Source organism: Streptomyces sp. NPDC005728, assembly GCF_040630895.1.
Taxonomy (GTDB): Bacteria; Actinomycetota; Actinomycetes; order Streptomycetales; family Streptomycetaceae; genus Streptomyces.
In genome coordinates this window covers 74,062-98,943 of the sequence record NZ_JBEXYL010000010.1, presented here as the reverse complement: position 1 = coordinate 98,943, position 24,882 = coordinate 74,062, and the positions used below count along the sequence as shown (strand labels likewise).

The following is a 24,882-nucleotide window of genomic DNA, read 5'->3' as shown; positions in this document are numbered from 1 at the left end:
GGAACGCGAAGTGTGACGAAAGGGCGGCGTGACCCATGACCGTGTGGGACGACCTCGTCGGGCAGGAGAAGGTGAGCGCGGTGCTCGATGCCGCCGCTCGGGACGCCGACGCCCTCGTCACGGCCGCCGCGGCGGCCGAGCCGTTGCCGGAGGCGTCGAAGATGACGCACGCCTGGCTGTTCACGGGCCCGCCCGGAGCGGGCCGGAACCAGGCGGCGCGGGCCTTCGCCGCCGCCCTCCAGTGCGTGAGCCCCGACCGTGCCCTCGGCGGATCCCCGGGCTGCGGTTTCTGCGACGGCTGCCACACCGCGCTGCTCGGCACCCACGCGGACGTCACCACGGTCGCCGCCGTGGGCTCCGAGATCCTGGTCAAGGACATGCGGGACACGGTCCGCAAGTCGTTCACCTCCCCGGCGACCGGCCGCTGGCAGATCATCCTGGTCGAGGACGCCGAGCGGCTGAACGAGAAGTCGGCCAACGCCGTCCTGAAGGCCGTGGAGGAGCCCGCCCCGCGGACGGTCTGGCTGCTGTGCGCCCCCTCGATCGAGGACGTCCTGCCCACGATCCGCTCCCGCTGCCGCCACCTGAACCTGCGGACGCCCTCGGTCGACGCGGTCGCCGACATGCTCGTACGCCGCGACGGCATCGAACCCCAGGTCGCCGCTGCGGCCGCCCGCGCCACCCAGGGGCATGTCGACCGGGCCCGCCGCCTGGCCACCGACCCCGCGGCCCGCGAGCGCCGCGCCGCCGTGCTCAGACTCCCCCTGCGGCTGGACGAGGTGGGCGCCTGCCTCAGGGCGGCCCAGGAGCTGGTCGACGCGGCCGCCGAGGACGCCAAGCAGCTCGCCGAGGAGATGGACGGCAAGGAGACCGAGGAGCTGAAGGCGGCTCTGGGCGCGGCCCAGGGCGGCCGGCTGCCGCGCGGTACGGCGGGCGTGATGAAGGACCTCGAGGACATGCAGAAGCGCCGCAGAACCCGCACGCAGCGCGACAGCCTCGATGTCGCGCTCGGCGACCTCACCGGCTTCTACCGCGACGTCCTCGCCCTCCAGCTCGGCTCCCGGGTGGCGATCGCCAACGGCGACACCGAGGAAGCCCTGGAGAGGCTGGCCCGCGGCAGCTCACCGGAGTCCACGCTCCGCCGGATCGAGGCGATCGCCGCCTGCCGCGAGGCCCTGGACCGCAATGTGGCTGCGCTGCTGGCGGTGGAGGCGATGACGATGGCGCTGCGGGCGGGGTGAGCCGGGCGTACGGTGGTTGACGGACCGCGTCCCTCGTACGAGGCCACCGTCCACACGCACCGCTTCTGCTCCATCGCCCAGCGTTACGCTCGCCTGATGCACACCTGGTCATCTCTCCGCCGGAACCGCCGGACCCGCCGGAACCGGCCCCGGTCCCGGACCTGGATCGAGGCTCGGACCCGAAGCCGGACCCGGTCGTCGGCGCGCGTCACGGGCACCCTTCTGGCGGCCGTCGCGCTGTTCGCTTCCGCCTGTTCCTCCGGGAGTTCGACCACGTCGTCCTCCGGTCCGGCGGAGGCGGTGCTGGCCGCGCTGCCCCGTGCCACGCCGTCGGAGCTGTCGCCGTACTACACCCAGCACCTGCACTGGCGCAGCTGCGGTGTCTCCGGTTTCCAGTGCGCCACGATGAAGGCGCCGCTGGACTACGCCAAGCCCGGCGCGGGGGACATCCGGCTCGCGGTCGCCCGCAAGAACGCCACCGGCAAGGACAAGCCGATCGGCTCGCTGCTGGTCAACCCGGGCGGTCCGGGCGGCTCGGCGATCGCGTATCTCCAGAGTTACGCGGGCATCGGCTACCCAGCCGAGGTCCGCGCCCGCTACGACATGGTCGCGATGGACCCGCGGGGCGTCGCCCGCAGCGAGCCGGTCGAATGCCTCGGCGCACGCCAGATGGACGCCTACACCCAGACGGACAGCACGCCCGACGACCGGAAGGAGACGAACGAGCTGGTCGGCGAGTACAAGAAGTTCGCGGAGAGCTGCGGGACGCACTCGGCGCGGCTGCTGCGGCACGTGTCCACCGTCGAGGCGGCGCGGGACATGGACATCCTGCGGGCAGTGCTCGGCGACCCGAAACTGAACTACGTCGGCGCGTCGTACGGCACCTTCCTCGGGGCGACGTACGCCGGTCTGTTCCCGCAACGGACGGGCAGGCTGGTGCTGGACGGCGCGATTGACCCGTCCCTCGACGCCCGGAACCTCAACCTGGGCCAGACGGCGGGCTTCGAGACGGCGTTCCAGGCGTTCGCGAAGGACTGTGTACGGCAGCCCGACTGCCCGCTCGGCGGCAGGGGCACCACGCCCGCGCAGGTCGGCGACCACCTCAAGGCCTTCTTCCGCAAGCTGGACGCCCACCCCATCCCGGGGGGCGACGCGGACCACCGCGAGGTCGGCGAGTCGCTGGCCACCACCGGGGTGATCGCGGCGATGTACGACGAGGGTGCCTGGGGGCAGCTGCGCGAGGCGCTGACCTCGGCGATGCGGGAGAAGGACGGCGCAGGCCTGCTCGCCCTCTCCGACGGCTACTACGAACGCGACGCGAACGGCCACTACAGCAACCTGATGATGGCCAACGCCGCCGTGAACTGCCTCGACCTGCCGCCCGCCTTCACGGGCCCGGAGCAGCTGGAGCAGGCCCTTCCCGAGTTCGAGAAGGCGTCCCCGGTCTTCGGTGAGGGCCTCGCGTGGGCCTCGCTGAACTGCGCGTACTGGCCGGTGAAGGCCACGGGCGAGCCGCACCGCATCGAGGCGAAGGGCGCGGCGCCCATCGTCGTGGTCGGCACCACCCGCGACCCGGCGACCCCCTACGTCTGGGCCGAGTCCCTCGCCCGCCAGCTCTCCTCGGCCCGCCTGCTGACCTACGTCGGCGACGGCCACACCGCCTACGGCCGCGGCAGCGCCTGCATCGACTCCGCGATCGACGCCTACCTCCTCCACGGGACGCCTCCGGCGAAGGGAAAGCGCTGCTCGTAGATCCGATCGCCGGGCCGGTCGGGGTGCTCCGGGGTGGTACGGAGCACCCCCGGAAACTGTGTAGACTTACCGACGTTGCTGATCGCACCATAGTGCGGACAGCGCGCCGCCTTAGCTCAGATGGCCAGAGCAACGCACTCGTAATGCGTAGGTCTCGGGTTCGAATCCCGAAGGCGGCTCACAAGAACCCCGGGTCAGAAAATATTCTGACCCGGGGTTCTATCGTTCAGTGGGTGTGCTGAAGAATCTCCATGAGCGTCGACATGTCCACGCCCAGCTCGTTCAGGATCGTGTCGGCGTACTGATCGCGCCCGCCGCCTACGGCCTACTGTCGAAAGAAGCCGGACTTCAGGTCCCCCACGATGGCGTCGAGTGGGTGCCCACTGACGATGAACGGTCCACCCCAGGGCGCGCTGAGTGCGAAGAGCAACGCCAGGCTCAGCCCGACCACACTCGCAACACCCGCGACGAGCAATGACGTTCGCAGGCTGCTGCGGAAGACCAGTGCGCCAGAGTTCACGATCAAGGCCAGCCCGCTGACCACGAGCGTGACGACGTAGAGCGCGGGAACGTCGCGCTCGGCGGCCGCGACGCGGGCGCGACGACTACTGGTGACACCGTCCAGGGAAACCACCAGCTCCGTGCCTGTCGGGGTTCCGACCTCGGGCCGGGCCGCCTCGGCGCGCACACTCCGCTCCAGCCGTGCGATCGCGCGAGCGGTGGCCAGGTCGTCACCGGACGCCGCCGCTGTACCCCCCCATTCCCTGGCACGCGTGGTCTGCAAGTAGTTCAGCAGTGCCGTATGGATCGGCTCCGACTGGACTCGCGGACTTGTCGCCGCCCATGCCAGGCGGGAGGCCGCGGCCGCCTCGTCGCTCACCAGTCCCTCTGCTGCGCGCAGGTAGCCGGCCTCGCTGGCCAGTGAGAGTGCCGCAAAGATCGCGAAGGCGGCGCCGAGTGTCGGCATCAGGGGCATGGCGATCTGCGGCACCCGGTCCTGCTCCCCGACCGGTACGAGCGCCCGGACGCCGACCCGCGCCACGGCCGCGACCAGTAAGGCAAGCAAGAGCCCGCCCACAACCAGCGCCACCGCCGGCAGCGAGGTCAACCAGTTCACCACATCACCTACAGCGCGTTCCCGCGAGCGCCACACGGCGGCGGCGCATCGACCCCGTGACCTGGAGCTCCTCGTCGGTCACTTTCAATGAACGCTCCATGATCACAGGTCGAAGACCGTTTACGCTCGCGACGCCCAGCACGGCATCTCGCTTCGTCGGCCAAACGGCCGGTCCGCTTCTTGTGGACGCACTCTTTCAGGGCATCGCTCGCCCGCAACATCTCGCAGACGCGGTCTCAGATCTGGTTGATCCGGCATCGTTCACAGTCATCCATCGTCGTGTGTAGGTCTCGGGTTCGAATCCCGAAGGCGGCTCTGAAAAAGCCCAGGTCACATAGCCCGTGACCTGGGTCCTTGTCCAGGCTCAGGTAGCGCTCGTCACCCTCGGTGGGTCAGCTCGCGCTCATGCCCCGTTCCGGCCACTGCGACCGCTCGTCGTACACGGAGTTGATCTTCCGGGATGCCTTGAGGAAGGTGTAGTCGATGTCGCCGTCGTCCGGCTGGGCCGTTCGCGTGTGCGTGTTCATGGTCAGGATCCGGGTCATGTCTGCCGGGTCCTCACCAAAGGAGTAGCGGACAACCGCCCCGCCCTCGGACTCCTTCTTGAAGTGGACGAGGGAGGCCATCACCACTCACTTTCGAAGTCTTCGCGCTTGTCCAGCGGAACCTTGCTCTGCCAATTGTAGGTTTCGTTCGCCACCCGGTGGGCTTCCTGATAGGTGGCCCCGGGGTGTTCGCGCAGGTAGGTGAGCTCAGAGAGCTCGTGCTCCAGCAGTACGTGGTCCTCGGGTAGGGCGTGGCCGGAGCGAAGGCGTATCCAGGCGTCCGCGATCTCGGCGTCCGCGTCGAACTTCCGGACGACGACCTGACCTGTCTCGTAGTCCTCGATCGGGAGCAGGGTCCCTGCCGTGGATCGCCGGGACGGTGGGCGTCCTGGCCGTGGGCGTCGGCACCGTCCTGTTCCTCGCCGCGCGCCGGCGTCGGCGGTCCTGAGCCCTCTCGCCCGGTCCGGTGGTCCATCGGATCCCGGCGCCGCACCAGGAGCCGACAAAACCACAGCAAAGGGGCTGCAAAGTGAATCGGCGCCAGATGAACCAGCGCACCTGAGGCAACATCTTGGTGAACGGAGAGCGCCGTGCGGTCAGGACGCGGCGCTGTCGTCGGCCGGATGGGGTGAGGGACGTGGTGGAGCCGAGGATCGCCGTGGCCGTGGTGACCATGGGCAACCGGCCTGCCGAAGTCGACGCCCTGCTGGAGTCCGTGGCCAAGCAGGACGTGGCCCCCGCCCGCATCGTGATCGTCGGCAACGGCTGCCGGCTGCCCGAGTTCGCCGAGCGGCTGTCCCTGCCGGGCGAGGTCACCACCATCGACGTCGAGGAGAACCTCGGTTGCCCGGGTGGCCGGAACGTCGCCCTCGCCCGGTTGCGCGCGTACGGCGACGTCGACGTCGTCGTCGAACTGGACGACGACGGGCTGCTCGTCGACGCCGACGTGCTGCGCCGGGTGCGTGAGCTGTACGCGGCCGACCCGCGCCTCGGCATCGTCGGCTTCCGGATCGCCGACGAGCACGGCGAGACCCAGCAGCGGCATGTGCCCCGGGTGGGCAGCTCCGACCCTCTGCGGGGCGGTTACGTCACCGGCTTCCTCGGCGGCGGCCACGCCCTGCGCATGACGATGCTGGCCGAGACCGGGGACTGGCCCGCCGAGTTCTTCTTCGCGCACGAGGAGACCGACCTCGCCTGGCGGGCCGCCGACGCCGGCTGGAAGATCCTGTACGCCCCTGCGCTGTTGCTCCAGCACCCCAAGACCTCGCCGGCCCGGCACGCCATCTACTACCGGGTCAACGCCCGCAACCGTGTCTGGCTCGTCCGGCGCCGACTGCCCCTGCCGCTCATCCCGGTGCACCTCGGGGCGTGGACGCTGCTCACGCTCGCCCGCACCCGCTCCCTGGCCGGGCTGCGGGCCTGGTTCGGCGGATTCACGGAGGGGCTGCGGGAGACGGCCGGCGAGCGGCGGCCCATGCGCTGGCGGACGGTGTGGCGACTCACCCGGCTCGGCCGACCGCCCGTCATCTGAGCGAAGCGCGCCCGGCGCCTGAACGGAGGGGGCCCGGCCGTTGTTTGAGCGAAGCGCGCCCGCTCCCTGTCCGAGCGGCGCGCGCGAAGATGTGAAGGTACGGGACAGGGCCCCGGTCGTTCACCTCCGCCGACCGGGGCCCCTTGCGCCCCCGGACCAGGCCTGCGGCGACACTCCCCCGAGTTACGCGACTTACGCGCGCGCCGTCGGGCCGGATCCGATGAAAAGATCACATCAGGGCGCACCAACGGATCGCTAACATGTGGCCAACGGTTCGTCCGCTGGTTGCGGACCGGCTGGCCGGAAGTCGCCAGGCGGCAGCGGTGGGAAGCCGGAACCCTCACGGATTCCGGCCCCGACCAGCAGGCGGAAGGTGGCGGGAAACCGTTGTGGACGGGGCGGAATTCCGCCAGGAAAGGCAGTGGGGCGGCGTGATGCGGCGGTGCGAGCTGCGTTTCGGACTGCTGGGACCGCCTGTGCTGTATGACCGGCAGCCGTACGAGATTTCGTACGACGATTCGGGCAACACCTACGACAACGCCCATGACGCCAACCCTGGCGGCGCCCACGACACCAACCCTGACGGCACCACCAGCCCTGACGGCACCTCCGAGTACAACCCCGACAACCTCGTCCGTGCCATCGGCAGCCCCAAGGTCCGCGCCCTGCTCGCCGCTCTGCTGCTGGAGGCCGGCCGGGTCGTGTCCGTCGAGTCGCTGAAGGACGCCCTGTGGGGCGGAGCCCCTCCCGTCTCCGCGCAGGCCTCGCTGCACAACCACGTCACCCGGCTGCGCCGGCTCCTGGACGACCCCGAGCGGCTCCGGGCCGTGGCGCCCGGCTATCTGCTGCGCGTGGACGACGGCGAGTTGGACGTGCACGTGTTCGACGCCCGGGTCGCCGAGGCGCGCGCCGCGCACGCCCGGCGGGACTGGGCGGCTGTCGTTCGCCCCTGCACGGCGGCGCTCGCGCTCTGGCGTGGCACCCCGCTCAGCGGACTCCCCGCGGACCTCGGCGGTTACGCCCTCGTGCAGCGCCTGGAGGAGGCGCGGCTGCTCCTGCTGGAGTGGCGGTACGACGCCGAACTCGCCCTCGGCGGAGCCAGGGTGGCCGGTCTCGTCCCGGAGCTGGCGGCCCTGGTCGCCGAGCATCCGCTGCGCGAGGCGTTCCACCGCCAGCTGATGCTTGCCCTGCACCGCACCGGCCGCCAGGCCGAGGCCCTGGCCGTCCATCGCGACCTGCGCGCCCACCTGATCGAGGAACTCGGCATCGAGCCGGGCCGGGCGGTCCGCGAGGCCCACGTGGAGGTCCTGAGAGGCTCCTCGCCCGCGAAAGCGCGGGAGGAAGCCGCCCGGGTCCCCGCCCAACGCACCCGCATCCCCGCAGCCGCCGACGGCGAGCCGGCCCCACAGGCTCCGTCCGCACCCGACGGCGAAAGCCGGACGCGTGGTGCGGGTGGGAGCCCGGTCCCGCCCGCAGGCCGGGCTTCTTCGGCCCACCCCCCCGCGCCGGCCCAACTCCCCGCGCCTCCGGGCCACTTCACCGGCCGTGCAGCCGAAATCAAGGTCCTGCAGGAAGCCTTCGCCGACCGGCGGAGCCAACTCGCCGTGATCAGCGGTATGGCCGGCGTAGGCAAGAGCGCCCTCGCCCTGCACGTGGCCCATGGGCTGCGGGAACGCTTTCCCGACGGTCAGCTGTACGTCAACCTGCACGGCGCCACGCCCGGCATGACCCCCCTCACCTCGGCCCAGGCGCTCGCCGCACTGCTGCGCGACCTGGGCGCCGAGTCCCGGAACATCCCCGAACACCCGGACGCCGCAGCCGCGTTGCTGCGCTCTCTGCTCGCCCCGGCCCGCATCCTGCTGGTGCTGGACGACGCGGCGAGCGCGGCCCAGGTGCGGCCCCTGCTCCCGGCCGGGCCCGGCTGCGCGGTGATCGTCACCAGCCGCTCGCCGCTGACCGCGCTCGACGGCGCCCGTCGCTTCCCGCTCTCCCCGCTCACCGGGGAGGACAGCGCGGCCCTGCTACGCGCGGTGAGCGGGCGGGAGGGGCTCGACGCGGGGCACGCCCTCGTCGAGCTGACCGGCAGGCTGCCGCTCGCGCTGCGGGTCGTCGCCGCCCGGCTGGCCGCCCGCCGGGCCCTCACGCCGGATGTGCTGGCCGGTCAACTGGCCGCCACGGAAGGCCGTCTGCACCACCTGGAGTACGACGACCTGAGCGTCCGCCGCTCCCTGGCCGTCGCGCACGACGCGCTCGCCGCCGCCGAGCGCGAGGCCGACCGGGACGCGGCCCTCGCCCTGCGCCACCTCGGCGCGCTCGACCTGCCCACTTACGGCGCCCCGCTGGTCGCCCGCCTCACCGGCACCGACCCGCGCCGCGCGGAGGCCGCTCTGGACCGGCTGGTCGACGTGGCCCTGCTGGAGGAGACGACGTACGGCCGCTACGCCCCGCACGACCTGGTCCGTGACTTCGCGCGCGAACTGGCCGGCAAGAGTCCCATGCCGTCCGCCGGCGCCGATCCGGACCTGACCGCCCTGCGCTGGTACGCCGCCGTCGCCGAGCGCGCCCTCGTCGCCGTCGTGGAGCCCGGTCTCGACCAGGACGACCGCCTGCGGCCCACCTCCGCCCAGCCGCCGGAGCACGCGGCGGACGTGGCGGCCCTGGGCTCCTTCGAGTCCGCCGACATGGTGTTCGCCTGGGGCGACGTGGAGCTGGAGAACATCGTCGCGCTGGTCGAGCGCAACGCCGGTACGGACGACGAGCGCCGGGCCGCCCATCTCTCCGTACTCGTCCGGCTGTTCTTCCCCTACGTGCAGCGCAGCGGCCGGGCCGCCGAGATGGAGGTGCTCGGGCGGGCCGCGCTCGGCGCGGCCCGGCGGCTCGGGGACGCGGCGGCCGAGGCGTACGCCCTGGGCGACCTCGCGGGCCTGAACTTCCTGACCGGCCGGCAGAACGACGCGCTCGCCCTCACCGACCAGGCTCTCGTGATCTGGCGGCGGCTCGGCACGGTCTCCTGGATCCGGCGCAGCCTGAACAACCGCGGGCTGCTGCTGGAGGGGCTCGGCCGGTTCGCGGAGTCGGGGGAGGCGCTGCGGCAGAGCCTCGCGTACTCCCGGCAGCTGGACGACCCCTACGGCGAGGCCGTCACCCGCAGCCACCTCGGCAACCTCTACGAGCACACCGATCCGCGGGCCGCCATCGAGCAGCACCGGCGCTCGCTGGAGATCGGGGACGCGATCGGCGCGGTCATCGTCCAGCACTCGGCCCACTGCAACATCGGGTACGCCCACCTCACGCTCGGCGAACCGGCAGCCGCCGCAGGGCACTTCGAGGAGAGCCTGCGGATCCTCGGCGGCCACGGCGACTGGCACGGCGAGTCGCAGACCCGGCTCGGTCTCGTCCGCGCACTGCGGGAGCTGGGCGAGGCCGCGCGGGCCGCCGCCGAGTGCGCCGAGCTGCTGCACCGCGCCGACGCCCGCGCCGACCGCTACATCGGCGGCCTCGCCCGCCACCAGCACGGGCTGCTGCTGCACGAGGAGGGGCGGCGGGCGGAGGCGTACGACGCCTGGCGCGCGGCCCTCACGGGGCTGCACGGCACGGACGAGCAGGCGGTCCTCACGGAGCTGCGGAGGCTGCTGTCCGACGGCCCGGTCCGGTAGGCCCGCGCGGATCAAGGTCATACCGCGGCAGGTGCTCGGCGTGGGGCGCCGTCCCGTGACGGCACCTCGCGGCCGGTGCCGATGGGCCGACATGGACCGAGGGCGCTCACTTGGCGTCGGCATAGCACTCCACCACCGCCGTCGTGAACGGGAAGCGCACCGGGGTCTCGCCGAAGGTCAGCCGCCCGGCGAGGTCGGCGGCGTCCCGGATGGCCTGTACGACGGTGTCGGCCTCCTCGGCGGGGCAGTGCACGATCACCTCGTCGTGCTGGAAGAACACCAGCTCTGCCGCAAGGTCCGCGCAGGACCGGCGCAGCGCGGCGAGCAGCAGCAGGGCCCAGTCGGCGGCGCTGCCCTGCACGACGAAGTTGCGGGCGAAGCGGCCCCGCGCGCGGGAGTCGGTCGACGCGTAGCCGGGGACCCACGCCTGCCCGTCGGAGTCGTCCTCGCCGACGGGGATGCCCGCCTCCTCCTCCGCGTCCTCGCCCGGCCGGGCGGCGGGCGGGCAGGTCCGGCCCAGCCAGGTGCGCACGAGCCGGCCCTCCTCGCCGGCCCGCGCGGCCTCGTCGACGTAGGCCACCGCCTTGGGGAAGCGGCGGCGCAGCGCCGCGAGGTTCTTCAGGCCGTCGCCGGACGTCTGGCCGTAGACCGCGCCGAGCACGGCGAGCTTGGCCTGGTTCCGGTCGCCGGAGAAGGCGCGGTCGGAGACGGACTGGTACAGGTCGCTCTCGCGGCCGGCCACCTCCATCAGGCCGGGGTCGCGGGAGATCGCCGCCAGCACACGCGGCTCCATCTGGTCGGCGTCGGCCACGACCAGCCGCCATCCCGGGTCGGCGACCACGGCCCGCCGGATCACCTTGGGGATCTGCAGGCCGCCCCCGCCGTTGGTCACCCAGCGCCCGGTGACCGTGCCGCCGGCCAGGAACTCGGGCCGGAAGCGGCCGTCACGGACCCAGTCCTGCAGCCAGGACCAGCCGTGCGCGACCCAGATGCGGTACAGCTTCTTGTACTCCAGCAGCGGTTCCACCGCCGGGTGTTCGATCGATCCGATCTCCCAGCGGCGGGTGGACTTCACCTTGATCCCGGCCTGTGCGAAGGCCTTGATCACGTCGGCGGGCAGGTCGGGCCTGACCCGGCGGCCGAAGGCCACGGACACCTCGTCGGCCAGCTCGGCGAGGCGGCGCGGCTCGCCGCCGCCCGCGTACCGCTCGCCGAGCAGTTCGTGCAGCAGCTCGCGGTGGACCTCGGCGCTCCAGGGGAGGCCCGACCGGTTCATCTCGGCGGCCACCAGCATGCCGGCGGACTCGGCGGCGGTCAGCAGCCGCATCCGGCCGGGGTGGGCGGTCTTCTCGTGCCGTCGCTGCTGGTCGGCGTAGACCGCGAGGAGGTCGGGGAGGGGCAGGCGGGTGCCGGTCGGTTCGAACAGCGGGGACTGGGCGCCCGGTTCGGCCGAGCGCTGCGGCGGGTCGGGCGGTACGGGACCGCCCCGGAGGCGGGCCAGGGCGGCGGCGGCCGAGCGCGGCTCGCCGTACCGGCCCTCGTGGCCCAGCAGAAGTGTTTCGGCGTCCTCGATGTCGTAGCACCGTTCCACTCGCACCCCCGTGGCGAGCAGACGCGGGTAGACCTCGGGTGTCGACCGCCACACCCAGCGCGTCACCTCCGGGCGGCTCCGCACCGCCCCGGCGAGATCGCTCTCCCGCCGCACCGGACCGGCGGGCAGCCCGTCCGGGCCGAGGGGGGCGACGTCCACGCCACCGTCCTCGGCCGGCGCGAGAGCCCACCGGTCGGTCATGACTGCGAGTGTGGCAGCCGGCACTGACAATGGTCCTGACCTGCTGTCTCACGTCGCGGAGCAGAGTGCTCCGCGACGGTTGCTCCACTGTCGGCGACGGTGCCGGCCCGGGACTCAGTCGTCTGCCGCGCCGTCTGCCGCGGCCTTCGCCGCGTCCGACGCCGCCGACTTCTGCTCCAGCAGCAGGGCCAGCACCCTGCCGACGTACTCCTCGGTCGCGGCCTTGGTGATGCCGAGCCCGCTGAGGACCCCCTCGCCGTTCTCGTGCTCCAGCAGAGCCAGCAGCAGGTGCTCGGTGCCGATGTAGTTGTGGCCGAGTCGCAGGGCCTCACGGAAGGTCAGTTCCAGGACCTTCTTGGCCTCCGGGCCGTAGGGGATGAGATCGGGGACGTCGTCCGCGGCCGGAGGGAGCGCGGCGGTCGCGGCCCGGCGTACGGAGTCCAGCAGGGCTCCCTGGCGGGTGATCGCCTTCGCGGCCAGGCCCTCCGGCTCGACCAGCAGCCCGAGGACCAGGTGCTCGGGGCGGCCCTCGGGGTTGCGGGCCGCCACCGCCTCGTTGTGGGCTGCCATGACCACGTTCCGCGCGCGCGGGGTGTAGCGGCTGAAGCCCTGGCTGGGGTCGAGGTCGGTCGACTCCTTCGGCACGAACCGCTTCTGCGCCGCCTGCCGGGTCACGCCCATGCTCCTGCCGATGTCGGTCCAGGACGCGCCCGAGCGGCGGGCCTGGTCGACGAAGTGGCCGATCAGATGGTCGGCCACGTCACCGAGGTGATCGGCGGCGATCACCGCGTCCTGGAGCTGGTCGAGGGGTTCGGGGTGGACCTTCTTGATGGCCTCGATGAGGTCGTCGAGGCGTACGGATGCCGTGATGTTCGGGTTGGTCGCCATGTGTCAACCGTAGGTTGCCACCCCTGCACTGTCAACCATTGGTTGACAGTGCAGGGCTTCCTGCGTGGCCGGCAGGGCTTCCTGTGCGACCAAGCCGCCCGGGACTGTCCACAGGGTGTGGACGACCTCGTCCCGCTGTCGGCGGCGCATGGCACGATCGACGGCGTGACCAGCACTGCCAGCACCGTCGAGCGGGCCTTCCGGGCCGCCCTGTACGACGACACCGACGCCGGACTCGACACGGGCGCCTCCCTGCTCGCCGCCGACCCCGCCGCGGACGCGGAACTCGCGCGGCGGGGCGAGGAGTTCGTCGCGTCGGCCTGGCAGCGCGGCTGGCAGCCCGCCGACGTCGTACGGCTCGTACGGCGTGAGCTGGAGGACGTCCACATACGCCTCGCCGCGGGGCTGATCCGGGCCCAGGCCGGGCGGGACCGCCCGCGGGGGCGCCGCTGGGCCGCGCAGCTGGAGGCCCTGCCGGAGGACTCCGCGCGCGGAAGCGACCGCTTCTCGCACGCCACCACCGTCCTCCAGCTGTACCGCCTGCTGCTGCGCCTGCCCGCCCTGGAACCCCTCGAAGAGCCCCGCCGCGAGCACGGACCCGCCGCCTCCCGCATGCTCACCCGGATCCGCGCCCTGCTCGCCAAGGCCGAGGCGACCGGGTATCCGGAGGAGGCGGAGGCGCTGAGCGCCAAGGCGCAGGAGCTGATGGCCCGGCACAGCGTCGACGAGGCGCTGCTGGCCGCCGCGGCCCCCGCGCCGGACGCGCCCGGCGCCTGCCGCATCGGCGTCGAGCCGCCGTACGAGCAGGCCAAGGCGGTGCTGCTGGACGCGGTCGCCACCGCCAACCACTGCCGCGCGGTGTGGAACGAACCGCTGGGCTTCTCCACGGTCGTCGGCTTCGAGGCGGATCTGGAGGTGGTCGAACTGCTCTACACCTCGCTGCTGGTGCAGGCCACGCACGCGATGACCGCGGCGGAGGCCGCCCAGAGAGCCGGCGGCCGCAAGCGCACCAAGACCTTCCGGCAGTCGTTCCTCGCGGCCTACGCCCACCGGGTCGGCGACCGGCTCGCGGCGGCGGCCGAGACTCAGGTGACCCAGGACCTGCTGCCGGTGCTCGCCACGCGCGAGACGGCCGTCACCCATCGGCTGGAGCACTTGTTCCCGGAGACCACCACGACCCGGTTGCGCGGCGTGAGCGACGCGGCCGGCTGGACGGAGGGCGCGCGGGCGGCGGACGAGGCGCAGGTCAGGGCCCGCCCCAGACTGTCCTGAGAGCCGGCCGCTGCCGCGGGGTTCCACCGCCGTGGGTCAGTCCCCGACCTGCTGGAAAGCGCTGACCGAGGCGTCCGGGGTGCCCTGGGCGCCCTTGGTGGCGACGGGGCCGTACGACCACGGGAAGCTGCGGGTGGCGGTGGAGCCGGGCAGGGCGACCTTCACGGTCTTCGCCTCCAGGCTGGCCTTGTCGCCCGCCTTGCCGCGCACGTAACTGATCGTGAAGGTCGCCGAGTCACCCTTGGCGAGCTTCAGCTGCTGGGCCTTCGCGCCCTGCAGCACGGGCACGTCGGCCTCGGAGCTGCCCGTGTGCAGCACGGCGCTCGGGAACTTGTCCAGGGTGCAGGGCGCGCTCTGGTTGGTGATGCTGACGGGCACCTCGCCCGTGTCGCCGGCGGCCGGGGCGACGCTCGCCGACCCGATCTGCACCGAGACCCCGCCGATCTCGCAGGCGGAGCTGCTCTTCCCGTTCTTGCCGCCGCCGCTGTCGTTGCAGGCGGTCAGCAGGAGGGCGGCGGCGAGGGCGGTGACGGTGAGCGGAATGGCGCGCATGAGCAGGTCCCATCGAGGTCGTGACGGTCTCCCCGCATCATCGCCCCTGCGCCCGGGGCGCGATCACACGCCCCGGGAGAATTCATTGCTTCAGGTGAGCTTCACTGCTTCACAGGCACCGTCGGCAGCCCGGACGGCAGCTTGCCGCCCTCGGCCCTGGTGTAGGTCTCCTGGCCGAGCTTGCCCGACCAGGTCACCTTCATGGCGTCCTTGTCCACCGATTCGACCATGCCGCTGACCCGGTCCTTGCTGCCGTCGGTGCAAGTCAGATGGATCATCTGCATGCCCGCCTCGGTGCCCGCCGCGCCGCTGCACACGGTCCCGCCGGTCGCGAAGATCCCGGCCTGTTTCCCGGTGATCACCAGGGCCACGACCGCGCCCTTGCTGGTGGTGATCCAGCTGCCCTGGAGCTTGTCGGAGGAGTCCGTCACGGCGCCCGTCCCCGTGGACGTCGGGGTGGCGCTCGGGGTGGGCGAGGAGTCGTCCTTGGAGCCGCCCCCGCTGCACGCGGTCAGCGCGAGCGCACCCACCAGCCCCGCGGCCGCGGCCGCGGTCCGCACCCTTGCAGTCGCCGTAGTCACGTCAAGCTCCCAAGCTGTAGCGAGCGGGCCGCCCGGGGCCGTCGACCCGTTGGCGGACGACACCCCCCGGACCGGAGGGACCGCAGCAAGCTACCAGCCGTTACCAGGAGGACTTCCGGACGCCGGGCAGGAATCCCTTGTGAGCCTGCTCGCGCAGGTTCACCCGGGACAGGCCGAAGGTGCGCAGGTAGCCGCGGGGGCGGCCGTCCACCTGGTCGCGGTTTCGGACCCGGGTGGCGCTGGCGTCGCGCGGCTGCCTGCAGAGTTCCCGCTGGGCGGCGAGCCGTTCGGCCTCCGTCGAGGTCGGCCGCCGGACGACCTCCTTCAGTTCGGCGCGGCGCTCGGCGTACCGGGCGACGACCTCCCTGCGCCTCTCGTTCTTCGCGATCTTGCTCTTCTTTGCCATCAGATCTTCACTCCCCGGGCACGGATCCGGGCCACGGCCGCCTCGGCGCCGATCGTGTCCACGGTCCTGATGGCCTTCGTGGTCAGCCGCAGCCGGACGTACCGGCCCTCGCTCGGCAGCCAGTAGCGCTTGGTGTGGATGTTCGGGTCGAAACGGCGCGAGGTGCGCCGGTGGGAGTGGGAGATGCGGTTGCCGAAGCCCGGTCGGGCCCCGGTGAGCATGCAGTGGGCGGACATGGTGACGTACCTCTCGCGGTCAGTGACTGGTAATGGGATTCATTTTCAGTAAGATAGCAGCATGGCACGCAACGAACTCCGCCCCGTCATCAAGCTCCGGTCCACGGCCGGGACCGGCCACACCTACGTGACCCGCAAGAACCGCCGCAACAACCCGGACCGCATGACGCTGCGCAAGTACGACCCGGTCGTCGGCCGGCACGTCGAGTTCCGAGAGGAGCGCTGAGCCACCGCCATGCGCAAGGGAATCCACCCCGACTACGGGCCCGTCGTGTTCCGTGACCGTGCCGCCGGCCACGCCTTCCTCACCCGCTCGACCATGACGAGCGAGAAGACCGTCGAATGGGAGGACGGCCGCACCTACCCGGTCGTGGACGTCGAGATCTCCGACGTCAGCCACCCCTTCTACACCGGCACCGCCCGCGTCCTGGACACGGCCGGGCGGGTCGGGCGCTTCGAGCGCCGGTACGGGAAGCGGGGCGGGGCGTGAGCCTCTCGGTGGCCGTCGTCGGCGGGCTGCACGCCGAGGCCCGCAGGGCGGCCGTGGAGCGGCTGCTCGCCGACGTGCGCGGCAGCGTCGTACTCCACCACGACCTGGCGACGGCCGCCGCCGGCACGGTCGTGCGCACCGTCCGGGACCGCGAGGGCGTCCGCTCCACCGACGAGACACCTCTGGTCAACGACTGCGCCTGCTGCGCCCTGCGGGAGGACCTGGTGCCGGAGCTGCGCCGCCTCGCCGACGACGGCACCACCCGGCTCGCGATCGTCGAGCTGTGGGACTCGGTCGAACCGAAGGCGATGGCGGAGGTGGTCACGGCCGGCGGTCTCACGGTCACCGGCGTGATCACCGCCGTCGACCCGGCGCTCGTCCTGCCGTACCTCGGCAACGGCGACGACCTCGCCGAGGCCGGTCTCGGCGCGGCAGCCACCGACCGGCGCACGGTCGCCGACACCTTCGCCCGGCAGCTGGAGTACGCCCCCGTCCTCGCCCTCGCCGACTCCCCGGAGGCCGACGACGAGGACCGCGAGCTGCTCGCACAGCTCCATCCGACGGCCCGCCAGGTTCCGATCGGCCACGGTGGCCTGGCGGGCGCACCCGCGCCTGCACGTGCAGCCACGGCGTCCTCCCTGCTGGCCGCGGCGGCCCTCGGCGGGTTCGACGTGGAGGCCGCCGCGGCGGCCCAGCACCCGGCCTGCGCCCTGCTGCCCGCCGAGGCCGACAACCACGGTGTCTCGACACTGGTATGGAACCGGCGCCGCCCCTTCCACCCCGAGCGGTTGTACGCGGCCCTGGAGGACCTGACCTGCGCCGCGGCCCGCAGTCGCGGCCGGTTCTGGCTCGCCGACAAGCCGGACGTGCTGCTGCACTGGGACGCGGCGGGCGGCGCGCTGTGCGTCGAGAGCGCAGGGCCCTGGCTCGCCGCACTGCCCGACGCGGCCTGGGAGATGGTCCCGCCGGTGCGCCGGGCCGCCGCCGCCCTGGACTGGCATCCGGAGCACGGCGACTGCGGCAACCATCTCGTGTTCACCTCGCCCGGCCTCGACCGCGACGGACTCGAGCACCTGCTGGAGTCCTGCCTGCTGACCGACACCGAGTACGCCGCCGGGCGCGACGCCTGGAAGAGGCTGCCGCCCGCCTTCGACGCCCTGCTGGAGGTCTGATGCCCCGCAAGAGCGACCGCAAGCCCGCCAGGGACCGGCCCAACCCGCTGGACCAGGCGGGCATCGAGTACATCGACTACAAGGACACCGACCTGCTGCGGAAGTTCGTCTCCGACCGCGACAAGATCCGCAGCCGCCGGGTCACCCGGGTCACCGCCCAGCAGCAGCGGCTGCTGGCCCGGGCCATCAAGAACGCCCGGGAGATGGCGCTGCTTCCGTACTCCAGCAGGTGAACACGTATAGGTAGGTGATCTCCTACGGTTGACGCGTAGGAGATCGCCTACCTATTCTTCGGTCATGACCATCACGCACGCCTCCTTCGTCACGCTTCCCGTCTCCGACCAGGACCGCGCCCTGCGCTTCTATCGCGACGTCCTGGGCCTGGAGGTCACCGCGGACCGGGACATGCCCCAGGGCCGTTGGCTCCAGGTGGCTCCCGCAGGGGCCCGGACCGTCTTCACGCTCTCCGGACCGGGCATGGGTCGGGGGTCTGCGGGTACCCCCCGGAAAAGTGGTGCCGAGCCCGGCTCCGCACGGGGGATCATGTTGGTCACGACCGACGTCGATGCGGACTGTGCCCGGCTCGCCGCGGCCGGGATCCCCGTGCAGGGACCGGACGAACTCCCCTGGGGGCGCATGGCCTCCTTCACGGATCCCGACGGCAACGGTCTGATGCTGCTGACGGAGAAGGAAGGCTTCTGACCGCTCCATGAACGGGACGGGTACCGCCGCCGAGGACCGTGTCTTCGCCGCGCTGGCCAACGCCACGCGCCGCGAGGTGCTGCGGCTGCTGCGCGAGCGCGGCCCGCAGCCTGTGCAGGTCCTGGCCGACCACTTCGACATGCGCCGCCCGAGCCTCTCGGAACACCTCAAGGTGCTCCGGGAGGCCGGCCTCGTCTCCGAGCAGCGCTCCGGCCGGCAGCGCATCTACCGCCTCGAAGCGGCCCCGCTCGCCGAGGTGCAGGACTGGCTCCATCCGTACGAGCGGTTCTGGCGGGACCAGCTGAAGGGCCTCGGCGATCTGCTCGACCGCATGCCCGACGATGACCCCTCATGAGCACCGCACCCCCCGACGACGCCGATGACGCCGACGACCTCACCACGATCCGCGTCGACCAGTTCTTCCCGCATCCGCCCGCCAAGGTCTGGCGGGCTCTGACCGAGCCCGGCCTGCTGGCCCGCTGGCAGATGCCCGGCGCCGAGGGCTTCCGTCTCGAGGTCGGCCACCGGTACCGGATGACCTCGGTCCCGCGTCCCGGCACCGGCTTCTCCGGGGTCGTGGAGGTGCGGGTGCTGGCCTACGACATCGAGCGGATGCTGTCCCTCCGGTGGGCGGATGCCGATCCCGCCAATCCCACGGACTGGACCATCACCTGGACGCTGGAACAGGAAGGGCGCGGTACGCGTCTCTTCCTAGTGCACGAGGGATTCGATCCGGACGACCCGGTGCAGATGATGGCGCGGAAGATCATGGACGGGGGCTGGAGGCGGCATGTGCTGCCGTCTCTGGGGCAGACGCTGGAACGGCTTCGGTAAAGCGGACGTCAAAGCTGTAATCGCGAGAACACCCCCCGTGCACGTGCATCTGCTCACGCATCTGCACGTGAACAGGGTTATGATCCGGATCGGTTGACTACAGCATCCATGGCCACACCAGCCAGTGCACCACCGGGGAGCGACCTGTGGACCGCGACGTTGACGGCGTGTACGGGGGGTACGACGTGTACAACGGCATGGCTGCCACGCAGCTGGACGGAGTGGCCTGGCAGAAGAGCAGGCACAGCAACTCGCAGGGTTCCTGCGTGGAGTTCGCGCGGCTGCCCGGCGGCGAGGTGGCCGTACGCAACTCGCGCTTCCCGGACGGGCCCGCGCTCGTCTACACGCGCGCGGAGATCGAGGCCATGCTCCTCGGTGTCAAGGACGGCGAGTTCGACCATCTCGTCGCCGGCTGAAACGACTCACCGGTCCTGAAGCGGGTCACTGGTACGGCGGCTGGGTGACGGCCGGGCGAAAGTGCGGGTGTACGCGCGTAGAAACGCGGCGTCGATCGGCGCCTCCGTACGTCAGTCGGCCGGTCGGAGCCGGAACAGCGCCCAGACCACCTTGCCGCTGAGTGTGCCCGTGAGCGGGTGCCAGCCCCAGCCGTCGGCGAAGGAGTCGACCAGGAACAGGCCGCGCCCCGACTCGGCCGAGAAGTCGTCCGAGTCCCGCGGGACGGGCGTCTCGTGGCTGGGGTCGCGCACGGCGCACACCAGCCGCTCGGTCCAGCGCATCAGGTGCAGCCGCACCTCGGGCGGTTCGGGGCGTCCCGCGTCGGCCGGGTCGGAAGTCGCGGCCCGCAGGACCTCGCTGGAAGTGCGCTGATGAGGAAGGGGCAGGCCGTGCCGCAGGGCGTTGGTGACGAGTTCGGAGACGACGAGACATATGTCGTCGAAGCGGTCGCCCACGTCCCACTGGTCCAGGGTGGCGCGGGTGAACCGGCGTGCCTCGCGCACCGCTTCGTAGCGGGCCGGCAGTGCGCAGGAGGCGGCATCGGACACGGCCGCGGGATCCAGCGGCGGAAGGCCCTGCCGTAACGGCTTGAGCATGGTCGATCCATTCGTCCCCATGCGAGGCACTCCCGGGAATTCGCGGTCGTTGCGATGCAGCGGTGGCGCGGCTCCATGGTTTCGGATGGGAAGGGCAGATGCAAGGGCAGATGCACGTGCACGCGACCGAATTGAACCTGCCCGTACCACTTCTTGGCCATTTTTTCCGCCAAGTTGGATCGCTCGACTGCCAAAGGTCCCGACCACTTCCTGCGGAAAACGGCTGACCTCTTTCCGTTTCCGTAACCGGGCGAGTACTGCTCGAAGTGTTTTAGTGGCAGACTTCGACCCCTGAAGACGGTTGGGGAGGCTGGCGAACGTGAGCGCGGGAGAGCCCGGATCGGTGGTGCGGCGCATGCTGCTCGGCTCGCAACTCAGGCGACTGCGTGAAGCACGGGGGATCACGCGTGAGGCAGCGGGGTACTCGATCCGCGCCTCGGAGTCGAAGATCAGCCGCATGGAGCTGGGCCGGGTGAGCTTCAAGACCAGGGACGTGGAAGACCTGCTGACGCTGTACGGCATCACCGACGAGATGGAGCGCGAGTCGCTGCTCTCTCTCGCCCGGGAGGCCAACGTGGCGGGCTGGTGGCACAGTTACACCGATGTGCTGCCCAGCTGGTTCCCCACCTATGTGGGCCTGGAGGGCGCCGCCTCCCTGGTGCGGGTCTACGAGGTGCAGTTCGTGCACGGCCTGCTGCAGACCGAGGAGTACGCCCGCGCGGTGGTCCGGCGCGGCATGAAGGGCGCGAGCGCGGCCGACGTGGAGCGGCGGGTCGCGCTGCGCCTGGAGCGGCAGAAGCACCTGCTCGACGAGAACGCGCCCGAATACCACATCGTCCTGGACGAGGCCGCCCTGCGCCGTCCGTACGGCGACCGTGATGTGATGCGCGGCCAGCTCCAGCACCTGATCGAGGTCTCCCAGCGGCCCAACGTACGGCTCCAGATCATGCCGTTCGGCTTCGGCGGGCACTCCGGCGAGAGCGGCGCCTTCACCATCCTCAGCTTCCCCGAGTCCGACCTGTCCGACGTGGTGTACGTGGAACAGCTGACGAGCGCCCTCTACCTGGACAAGCGGGAGGACGTCGCCCAGTACGAGCAGGCGCTGAAGGAGCTGCAGCAGGACAGCCCCGGCCCGGACGAGAGCCGGGATCTGCTGCGAGGTCTGCTTCAACTGTCTTGAGAGGTCACCCTCAACTCTCTTTAAACGCAAGTACGATGACGAGCGATCAGACCGTGACCAGGATCTGGCAGCTGCTAGTGATTGAGGGATCACATGTCGTCCTACTTCAGCGACCTGGCCCAGCAGTACATCGACGGTGAATGGCGCCCGGGCACCGGTTCCTGGGACGTCATCGACTTCAACCCGTTCGACGACGAGAAGCTGGCCTCGATCACCGTGGCCACCGTCGACGAGGTCGACCAGGCCTACCAGAGCGCCGCCCGTGCCCAGAAGCAGTGGGCCGCGACCAATCCGTACACCCGCCGCGCGGTCTTCGAGCGAGCGCTCAGGCTGATAGAGGACCGCGAGCAGGAGATAGCCGACCTGATCATCGCGGAGCTGGGCGGCACGCGCGTGAAGGCGGGCTTCGAGCTGCACCTCGCCAAGGAGTTCCTGCGCGAGTCGATCCACCTGGCGCTGAGCCCCGAGGGGAAGATCCTGCCCTCCCCGGTCGACGGCAAGGAGAACCGCGTCTACCGGGTCCCGGTGGGTGTGGTGGGCGTGATCAGCCCGTTCAACTTCCCGTTCCTGCTGTCGATCAAGTCGGTGGCTCCGGCCCTCGCCCTCGGCAACGGCGTGGTGCTCAAGCCGCACCAGAACACCCCGATCGCCGGCGGCACCCTGCTCGCGAAGATCTTCGAGGAGGCGGGGCTGCCGGGCGGTCTGTTCAACGTCGTCGTCACCGACATCGCCGAGATCGGTGACGCCTTCATCGAGCACCCGATCCCGAAGGTCATCTCCTTCACCGGCTCCGACAAGGTCGGCCGCCACGTCGCCACCGTCTGCGCCTCGCACTTCAAGCGCGCGGTGCTCGAACTGGGCGGCAACAGCGCGCTGGTGGTCCTGGACGACGCCGACATCGACTACGCGGTCGACGCGGCGGTCTTCAGCCGGTACGTCCACCAGGGCCAGGTCTGCATGGCCGCGAACCGGGTGCTCGTGGACCGCTCGATCGCCGACGAGTTCACCGAGAAGTTCGTCGCCAAGGTCAGGACGCTGAAGGTCGGCGACCCGCGCGACCCGCAGACCGTCATCGGCCCGGTGATCAACTCGGCGCAGGCCAACGCCATTTCGGGCGCGGTCGAGCAGGCGCTCGCCGAGGGCGCCACGGCCCTGGTGCACGGCACCACCGACGGCAACCTGGTCGAGCCCAGCGTGCTCACCGACGTCCCCGCCGACTCCCCTCTGTTCCAGCAGGAGGTCTTCGGACCGGTCGTGTTCCTCGTCCCCTTCGACGGCGAGGAGGAGGCGGTCCGGCTCGTCAACGACACCCCGTACGGTCTCAGCGGCGCCGTCCACACGGGCGACATCGAGCGCGGTGTGGCGTTCGCCCGGCAGATCGACACCGGCATGTTCCACGTGAACGACGGCACCGTGCACGACGAGCCGATCGTGCCCTTCGGCGGGGAGAAGCACTCCGGCCTCGGCCGTCTGAACGGCGACACCACGCTGGAGGCCTTCACCACGATCAAGTGGATCTCGGTGCAGCACGGCCGCAGCGGCTTCCCGTTCTAGATCTCCTGTCGATGGCGGGCCCTTGCGGACAGAAGCTGACCGCAAGGGCCCGTAGTTTCGTCGGTGTCAGGGAAACGGACCCGATGAAAGGCGGCCGGTCATGGTCACTCACGTGGCGGCGGAGACGCAGGGCGACGAGCGCGGGGCGCTGCTGGCGTTCCTGGAGGAGCAGCGCGGAGGCATCCGCAGGGCGCTGCTGGGGCTGACGGAGGAGCAGGCAGGCTCGCGCCCCAGCGCCAGCGAGCTGTCCCTGGGCGGACTCCTCAAGCACGTCGCCGAGGTCGAGCAGAGCTGGGTGGCCCGCGCCAAGCAGGAGCCGCCGGCGATTCAGCGCGACCAGTCGAACTGGCACGAGACCTTCCAGCTGGTCGGCGGCGAGACGGTGGCCTCGCAGCTCGCGTACTGGGCGGAGGTCGCCGCCGAGACGGAGAAGTTCATCCGCTCCGCGCCCAGCCTGGACGACAGCTTCCCGCTGCCGCCCGACCCCTGGTTCCCGCCGGAGGGCCGGGTCTCCCTGCGCTGGCTGTGCCTGCACCTGATCCGTGAGACCGCCCGGCACGCCGGCCACGCCGACATCGTCCGGGAGTCCCTGGACGGGAAGACCGCATTCGAGCTGGTGGCCCTGGAGCAGGCCGACTAGCCGTACGGCAATAACCTGGACCGCATGTCAGCGATCCGTCTTCTCGTGCTGGGCGCGGTGCGCCAGCACGGGCGGGCCCACGGCTACCAGGTCCGCAACGACCTGGAGTACTGGGGCGCGCACGAGTGGTCCCATGCCAAGCCGGGGTCGATCTACCACGCCCTGAAACAGATGGAGAAGCAGGGACTGCTGCACGCGCACGAGATCGCGCCGTCCACCGTCGGAGGGCCGCCGCGCACCGAGTACGAGCTCACGGACCGGGGCGAGGAGGAGTACCTCGCCCTGCTGCGCGACGCGCTGGTCACCTACGACCAGCGGGGCGACATGAAGACGGCGGCCATCGGCTTCATGGTCGACCTGCCCAGGGCCGAGACGGTCGCGCTGCTGAAGGAGCGGACCAGCAGGATCGAGGCGTGGCGGTCCTCGGTCACCGAGCACTACGTGCCCGAGCAGGGGCCCGGACAGCTCGGGCACATCGGCGAGATCATGAACATGTGGGTCCACACGGCCGACTCCGAGGCCGCGTGGACCCATGGCCTCGTGGAGCGCATCGAGAACGGTGCCTACACCTTCGCCGGAGAGGGTGAACCGTTCGTCGGTGTCCTCGCCGAGGGCGAGGAGAACCCGTACGCGACGGGGGAGAGGCATCCGGAGGACCACCGCTAATCAAGTTTGACCAATGTTCTCGCCGACGCTACCTTCGAGCAGGTAGTCAAACTTGACTAGCAAGGGAGTGGCATGGCCGACACGGCGATCACCGTCGAGGACGCACGCAAGACCTACGGCACCCGTCACGCTCTGGACGGGCTTGGCCTCCGAGTGGCCCGGGGCACCGTACACGCGGTGCTCGGCCCCAACGGGGCGGGCAAGACCACCCTGGTCCGGGTCCTGTCCACCCTGCTCAGGCCGGACAGCGGCCGGATCGAGGTCGCGGGCCACGACGTGCTCACCGAGGCCCGCGCGGTCCGCCGGCGCATCGGACTGCTGGGCCAGTACGCGGCCCTGGACGAGGAGCTGGACGGCCGCCAGAACCTGGAGATGTTCGCCCGCCTGCACCACCTCGGCGCCCGGCACGCGTGCGTGCGCGCCGCCGAACTCCTGGAGCGCTTCGACCTCGCCGGCGCCGGCCGCACCCCGGTCGCCCGCTACAGCGGCGGCATGCGCCGCCGCCTCGACCTCGCCGTCTCTCTGATCACCGACCCCGAGGTGCTGTTCCTGGACGAGCCGACGACCGGCCTCGACCCGCGCGGGCGCGCCGAGGTCTGGGCCGCAGTCCGTTCCCTGGTCGGCGGCGGCACGACCGTGCTGCTCACCACCCAGTACCTGGAGGAGGCCGACCAACTGGCCCATCGCATCGCCTTCGTGGACCGCGGTCGGGTCGTCGCGGACGGCACCCCCGACGAGCTGAAGACCCTCACCGGCGGCGACCGCATCGACGTCGTCCTGCGCGAGGCGGGCCGGCTCGGCGCGGCCGTCGCCCTGCTCCCCGTCACCGGCGTCTCGGTGGACACCGACCGCAGGCTGCTCAGCGCCCCGGTCACCGACCGCATGGGCGCACTCTCCGCGGTCGTACGCGCCCTGGAGGCCGCCGGCATCGAGGCGGCGGACGTCGCCCTGCGCCGGCCCACGCTGGACGAGGTGTTCCTGCATCTCACCGGCGACGAGAACCGAGCGAAGGAGGCTGCCTGA

Annotated in this window: 27 protein-coding genes and 1 tRNA gene; 19 read left to right on the top strand and 9 right to left on the bottom strand. The window is 71.4% G+C overall.

The genetic code is table 11. The features are described 5' to 3' along the window. Positions 1-35: 35 nt before the first annotated feature. The 3 genes from ABZ471_RS10295 (at position 36) to ABZ471_RS10285 (ending at position 3,172) form a co-directional block, all read left to right on the top strand. Positions 36-1,241, top strand: coding sequence for a DNA polymerase III subunit delta' (locus tag ABZ471_RS10295; RefSeq protein ID WP_359064510.1), 1,206 nt, complete (start codon positions 36-38; stop codon positions 1,239-1,241). Between the two features lie 96 nt (positions 1,242-1,337). Beyond that, the gene (locus tag ABZ471_RS10290) at positions 1,338-2,993 is read left to right on the top strand and encodes an alpha/beta hydrolase (RefSeq protein WP_359064508.1); all 1,656 of its coding nucleotides are present in this window, start codon (positions 1,338-1,340) and stop codon (positions 2,991-2,993) included. Positions 2,994-3,098: 105 nt separating this feature from the next. Continuing rightward, positions 3,099-3,172, top strand: a tRNA-Thr gene (locus ABZ471_RS10285). A 146-nt stretch (positions 3,173-3,318) separates the two neighbouring features. Here ABZ471_RS10285 and ABZ471_RS10280 read toward each other — a convergent pair. Next, positions 3,319-4,110 carry a hypothetical protein gene (locus ABZ471_RS10280; RefSeq protein WP_359064506.1) on the bottom strand — a complete coding sequence of 264 codons (792 nt, stop codon included), beginning with the start codon at positions 4,108-4,110 and terminating at the stop codon, positions 3,319-3,321. 392 nt (positions 4,111-4,502) lie between these two features. After that, positions 4,503-4,736 (bottom strand): hypothetical protein, encoded by a 234-nt coding sequence (locus tag ABZ471_RS10275; RefSeq protein ID WP_359064504.1) that lies wholly within the window; start codon positions 4,734-4,736, stop codon positions 4,503-4,505. A 556-nt stretch (positions 4,737-5,292) separates the two neighbouring features. Here ABZ471_RS10275 and ABZ471_RS10270 point away from each other — a divergent pair. Together ABZ471_RS10270 and ABZ471_RS10265 are read left to right on the top strand one after the other, a co-directional pair. Further along, positions 5,293-6,186 carry a glycosyltransferase gene (locus ABZ471_RS10270; RefSeq protein WP_359064502.1) on the top strand — a complete coding sequence of 298 codons (894 nt, stop codon included), beginning with the start codon at positions 5,293-5,295 and terminating at the stop codon, positions 6,184-6,186. A gap of 434 nt (positions 6,187-6,620) precedes the next feature. Then, a complete protein-coding gene (locus tag ABZ471_RS10265) occupies positions 6,621-9,842 on the top strand; it encodes a BTAD domain-containing putative transcriptional regulator (RefSeq protein ID WP_359064595.1) in 3,222 nt (1,073 codons plus the stop codon). 106 nt (positions 9,843-9,948) lie between these two features. On the opposite strand, the gene ABZ471_RS10260 is transcribed toward ABZ471_RS10265, so the two are convergent. Both ABZ471_RS10260 and ABZ471_RS10255 read right to left on the bottom strand, forming a co-directional pair. Beyond that, entirely contained in the window at positions 9,949-11,634 is a 1,686-nt protein-coding gene (locus ABZ471_RS10260) for a bifunctional 3'-5' exonuclease/DNA polymerase (RefSeq protein ID WP_359064500.1), read from the bottom strand. Between the two features lie 114 nt (positions 11,635-11,748). Beyond that, positions 11,749-12,522, bottom strand: coding sequence for a Clp protease N-terminal domain-containing protein (locus ABZ471_RS10255; RefSeq protein WP_359064498.1), 774 nt, complete (start codon positions 12,520-12,522; stop codon positions 11,749-11,751). A gap of 165 nt (positions 12,523-12,687) precedes the next feature. Here ABZ471_RS10255 and ABZ471_RS10250 point away from each other — a divergent pair, with 165 nt between their 5' ends. After that, complete coding sequence (locus ABZ471_RS10250; RefSeq protein WP_359064496.1) at positions 12,688-13,794, top strand: DUF2786 domain-containing protein; 1,107 nt, start codon at positions 12,688-12,690, stop codon at positions 13,792-13,794. A gap of 36 nt (positions 13,795-13,830) precedes the next feature. On the opposite strand, the gene ABZ471_RS10245 is transcribed toward ABZ471_RS10250, so the two are convergent. The 4 genes from ABZ471_RS10245 to rpmB all read right to left on the bottom strand — a co-directional run bounded on the left by ABZ471_RS10245 (position 13,831) and on the right by rpmB (position 15,569). Continuing rightward, positions 13,831-14,346 (bottom strand): DUF4232 domain-containing protein, encoded by a 516-nt coding sequence (locus tag ABZ471_RS10245; protein WP_359064494.1) that lies wholly within the window; start codon positions 14,344-14,346, stop codon positions 13,831-13,833. 101 nt (positions 14,347-14,447) lie between these two features. Next, on the bottom strand, positions 14,448-14,927 hold the full coding sequence (locus ABZ471_RS10240; protein ID WP_359064492.1) for a hypothetical protein: 480 nt from the start codon (positions 14,925-14,927) through the stop codon (positions 14,448-14,450). Between the two features lie 100 nt (positions 14,928-15,027). Further along, positions 15,028-15,333 (bottom strand): 30S ribosomal protein S14, encoded by a 306-nt coding sequence (gene rpsN, locus ABZ471_RS10235; RefSeq protein ID WP_359064490.1) that lies wholly within the window; start codon positions 15,331-15,333, stop codon positions 15,028-15,030. Then, entirely contained in the window at positions 15,333-15,569 is a 237-nt protein-coding gene (gene rpmB / locus ABZ471_RS10230; RefSeq protein WP_359064488.1) for a 50S ribosomal protein L28, read from the bottom strand. The genes rpsN and rpmB overlap by 1 nt, the downstream gene beginning before the upstream one ends. 61 nt (positions 15,570-15,630) lie before the next feature. Here rpmB and rpmG point away from each other — a divergent pair, with 61 nt between their 5' ends. The 8 genes from rpmG to ABZ471_RS10190 all read left to right on the top strand — a co-directional run bounded on the left by rpmG (position 15,631) and on the right by ABZ471_RS10190 (position 19,183). Beyond that, positions 15,631-15,795, top strand: coding sequence for a 50S ribosomal protein L33 (rpmG, locus tag ABZ471_RS10225; RefSeq protein WP_359064486.1), 165 nt, complete (start codon positions 15,631-15,633; stop codon positions 15,793-15,795). A 9-nt stretch (positions 15,796-15,804) separates the two neighbouring features. Further along, the gene (locus ABZ471_RS10220) at positions 15,805-16,059 is read left to right on the top strand and encodes a type B 50S ribosomal protein L31 (RefSeq protein WP_359064484.1); all 255 of its coding nucleotides are present in this window, start codon (positions 15,805-15,807) and stop codon (positions 16,057-16,059) included. Continuing rightward, positions 16,056-17,231, top strand: coding sequence for a GTP-binding protein (locus ABZ471_RS10215; RefSeq protein ID WP_359064482.1), 1,176 nt, complete (start codon positions 16,056-16,058; stop codon positions 17,229-17,231). The genes ABZ471_RS10220 and ABZ471_RS10215 overlap by 4 nt, the downstream gene beginning before the upstream one ends. Then, entirely contained in the window at positions 17,231-17,464 is a 234-nt protein-coding gene (gene rpsR / locus ABZ471_RS10210; protein WP_359064480.1) for a 30S ribosomal protein S18, read from the top strand. The genes ABZ471_RS10215 and rpsR overlap by 1 nt, the downstream gene beginning before the upstream one ends. Positions 17,465-17,528: 64 nt before the next feature. After that, positions 17,529-17,933, top strand: coding sequence for a VOC family protein (locus ABZ471_RS10205; RefSeq protein ID WP_359064478.1), 405 nt, complete (start codon positions 17,529-17,531; stop codon positions 17,931-17,933). 7 nt (positions 17,934-17,940) lie between these two features. Beyond that, positions 17,941-18,288, top strand: coding sequence for a metalloregulator ArsR/SmtB family transcription factor (locus ABZ471_RS10200; protein ID WP_359064476.1), 348 nt, complete (start codon positions 17,941-17,943; stop codon positions 18,286-18,288). Next, positions 18,285-18,767, top strand: coding sequence for an SRPBCC domain-containing protein (locus tag ABZ471_RS10195; RefSeq protein ID WP_359064474.1), 483 nt, complete (start codon positions 18,285-18,287; stop codon positions 18,765-18,767). Before ABZ471_RS10200 ends, ABZ471_RS10195 begins: the two co-directional genes overlap by 4 nt. A 197-nt stretch (positions 18,768-18,964) precedes the next feature. After that, on the top strand, positions 18,965-19,183 hold the full coding sequence (locus ABZ471_RS10190) for a DUF397 domain-containing protein (RefSeq protein WP_237281844.1): 219 nt from the start codon (positions 18,965-18,967) through the stop codon (positions 19,181-19,183). A gap of 111 nt (positions 19,184-19,294) precedes the next feature. On the opposite strand, the gene ABZ471_RS10185 is transcribed toward ABZ471_RS10190, so the two are convergent. After that, positions 19,295-19,819 (bottom strand): ATP-binding protein, encoded by a 525-nt coding sequence (locus ABZ471_RS10185; RefSeq protein ID WP_359064472.1) that lies wholly within the window; start codon positions 19,817-19,819, stop codon positions 19,295-19,297. Between the two features lie 355 nt (positions 19,820-20,174). Here ABZ471_RS10185 and ABZ471_RS10180 point away from each other — a divergent pair, with 355 nt between their 5' ends. From ABZ471_RS10180 to ABZ471_RS10160, 5 genes are all read left to right on the top strand, one after another. Continuing rightward, entirely contained in the window at positions 20,175-20,999 is an 825-nt protein-coding gene (locus ABZ471_RS10180; RefSeq protein WP_359064592.1) for a helix-turn-helix transcriptional regulator, read from the top strand. Between the two features lie 93 nt (positions 21,000-21,092). Further along, positions 21,093-22,553 (top strand): aldehyde dehydrogenase family protein, encoded by a 1,461-nt coding sequence (locus ABZ471_RS10175; RefSeq protein ID WP_359064470.1) that lies wholly within the window; start codon positions 21,093-21,095, stop codon positions 22,551-22,553. Positions 22,554-22,653: 100 nt separating this feature from the next. After that, entirely contained in the window at positions 22,654-23,193 is a 540-nt protein-coding gene (locus tag ABZ471_RS10170; protein WP_359064469.1) for a DinB family protein, read from the top strand. A 24-nt stretch (positions 23,194-23,217) separates the two neighbouring features. Next, positions 23,218-23,859, top strand: a complete 642-nt coding sequence (locus ABZ471_RS10165; protein WP_359064467.1) for a PadR family transcriptional regulator — start codon at positions 23,218-23,220, stop codon at positions 23,857-23,859. A gap of 72 nt (positions 23,860-23,931) precedes the next feature. Next, positions 23,932-24,882 (top strand): ATP-binding cassette domain-containing protein, encoded by a 951-nt coding sequence (locus tag ABZ471_RS10160; RefSeq protein WP_359064464.1) that lies wholly within the window; start codon positions 23,932-23,934, stop codon positions 24,880-24,882.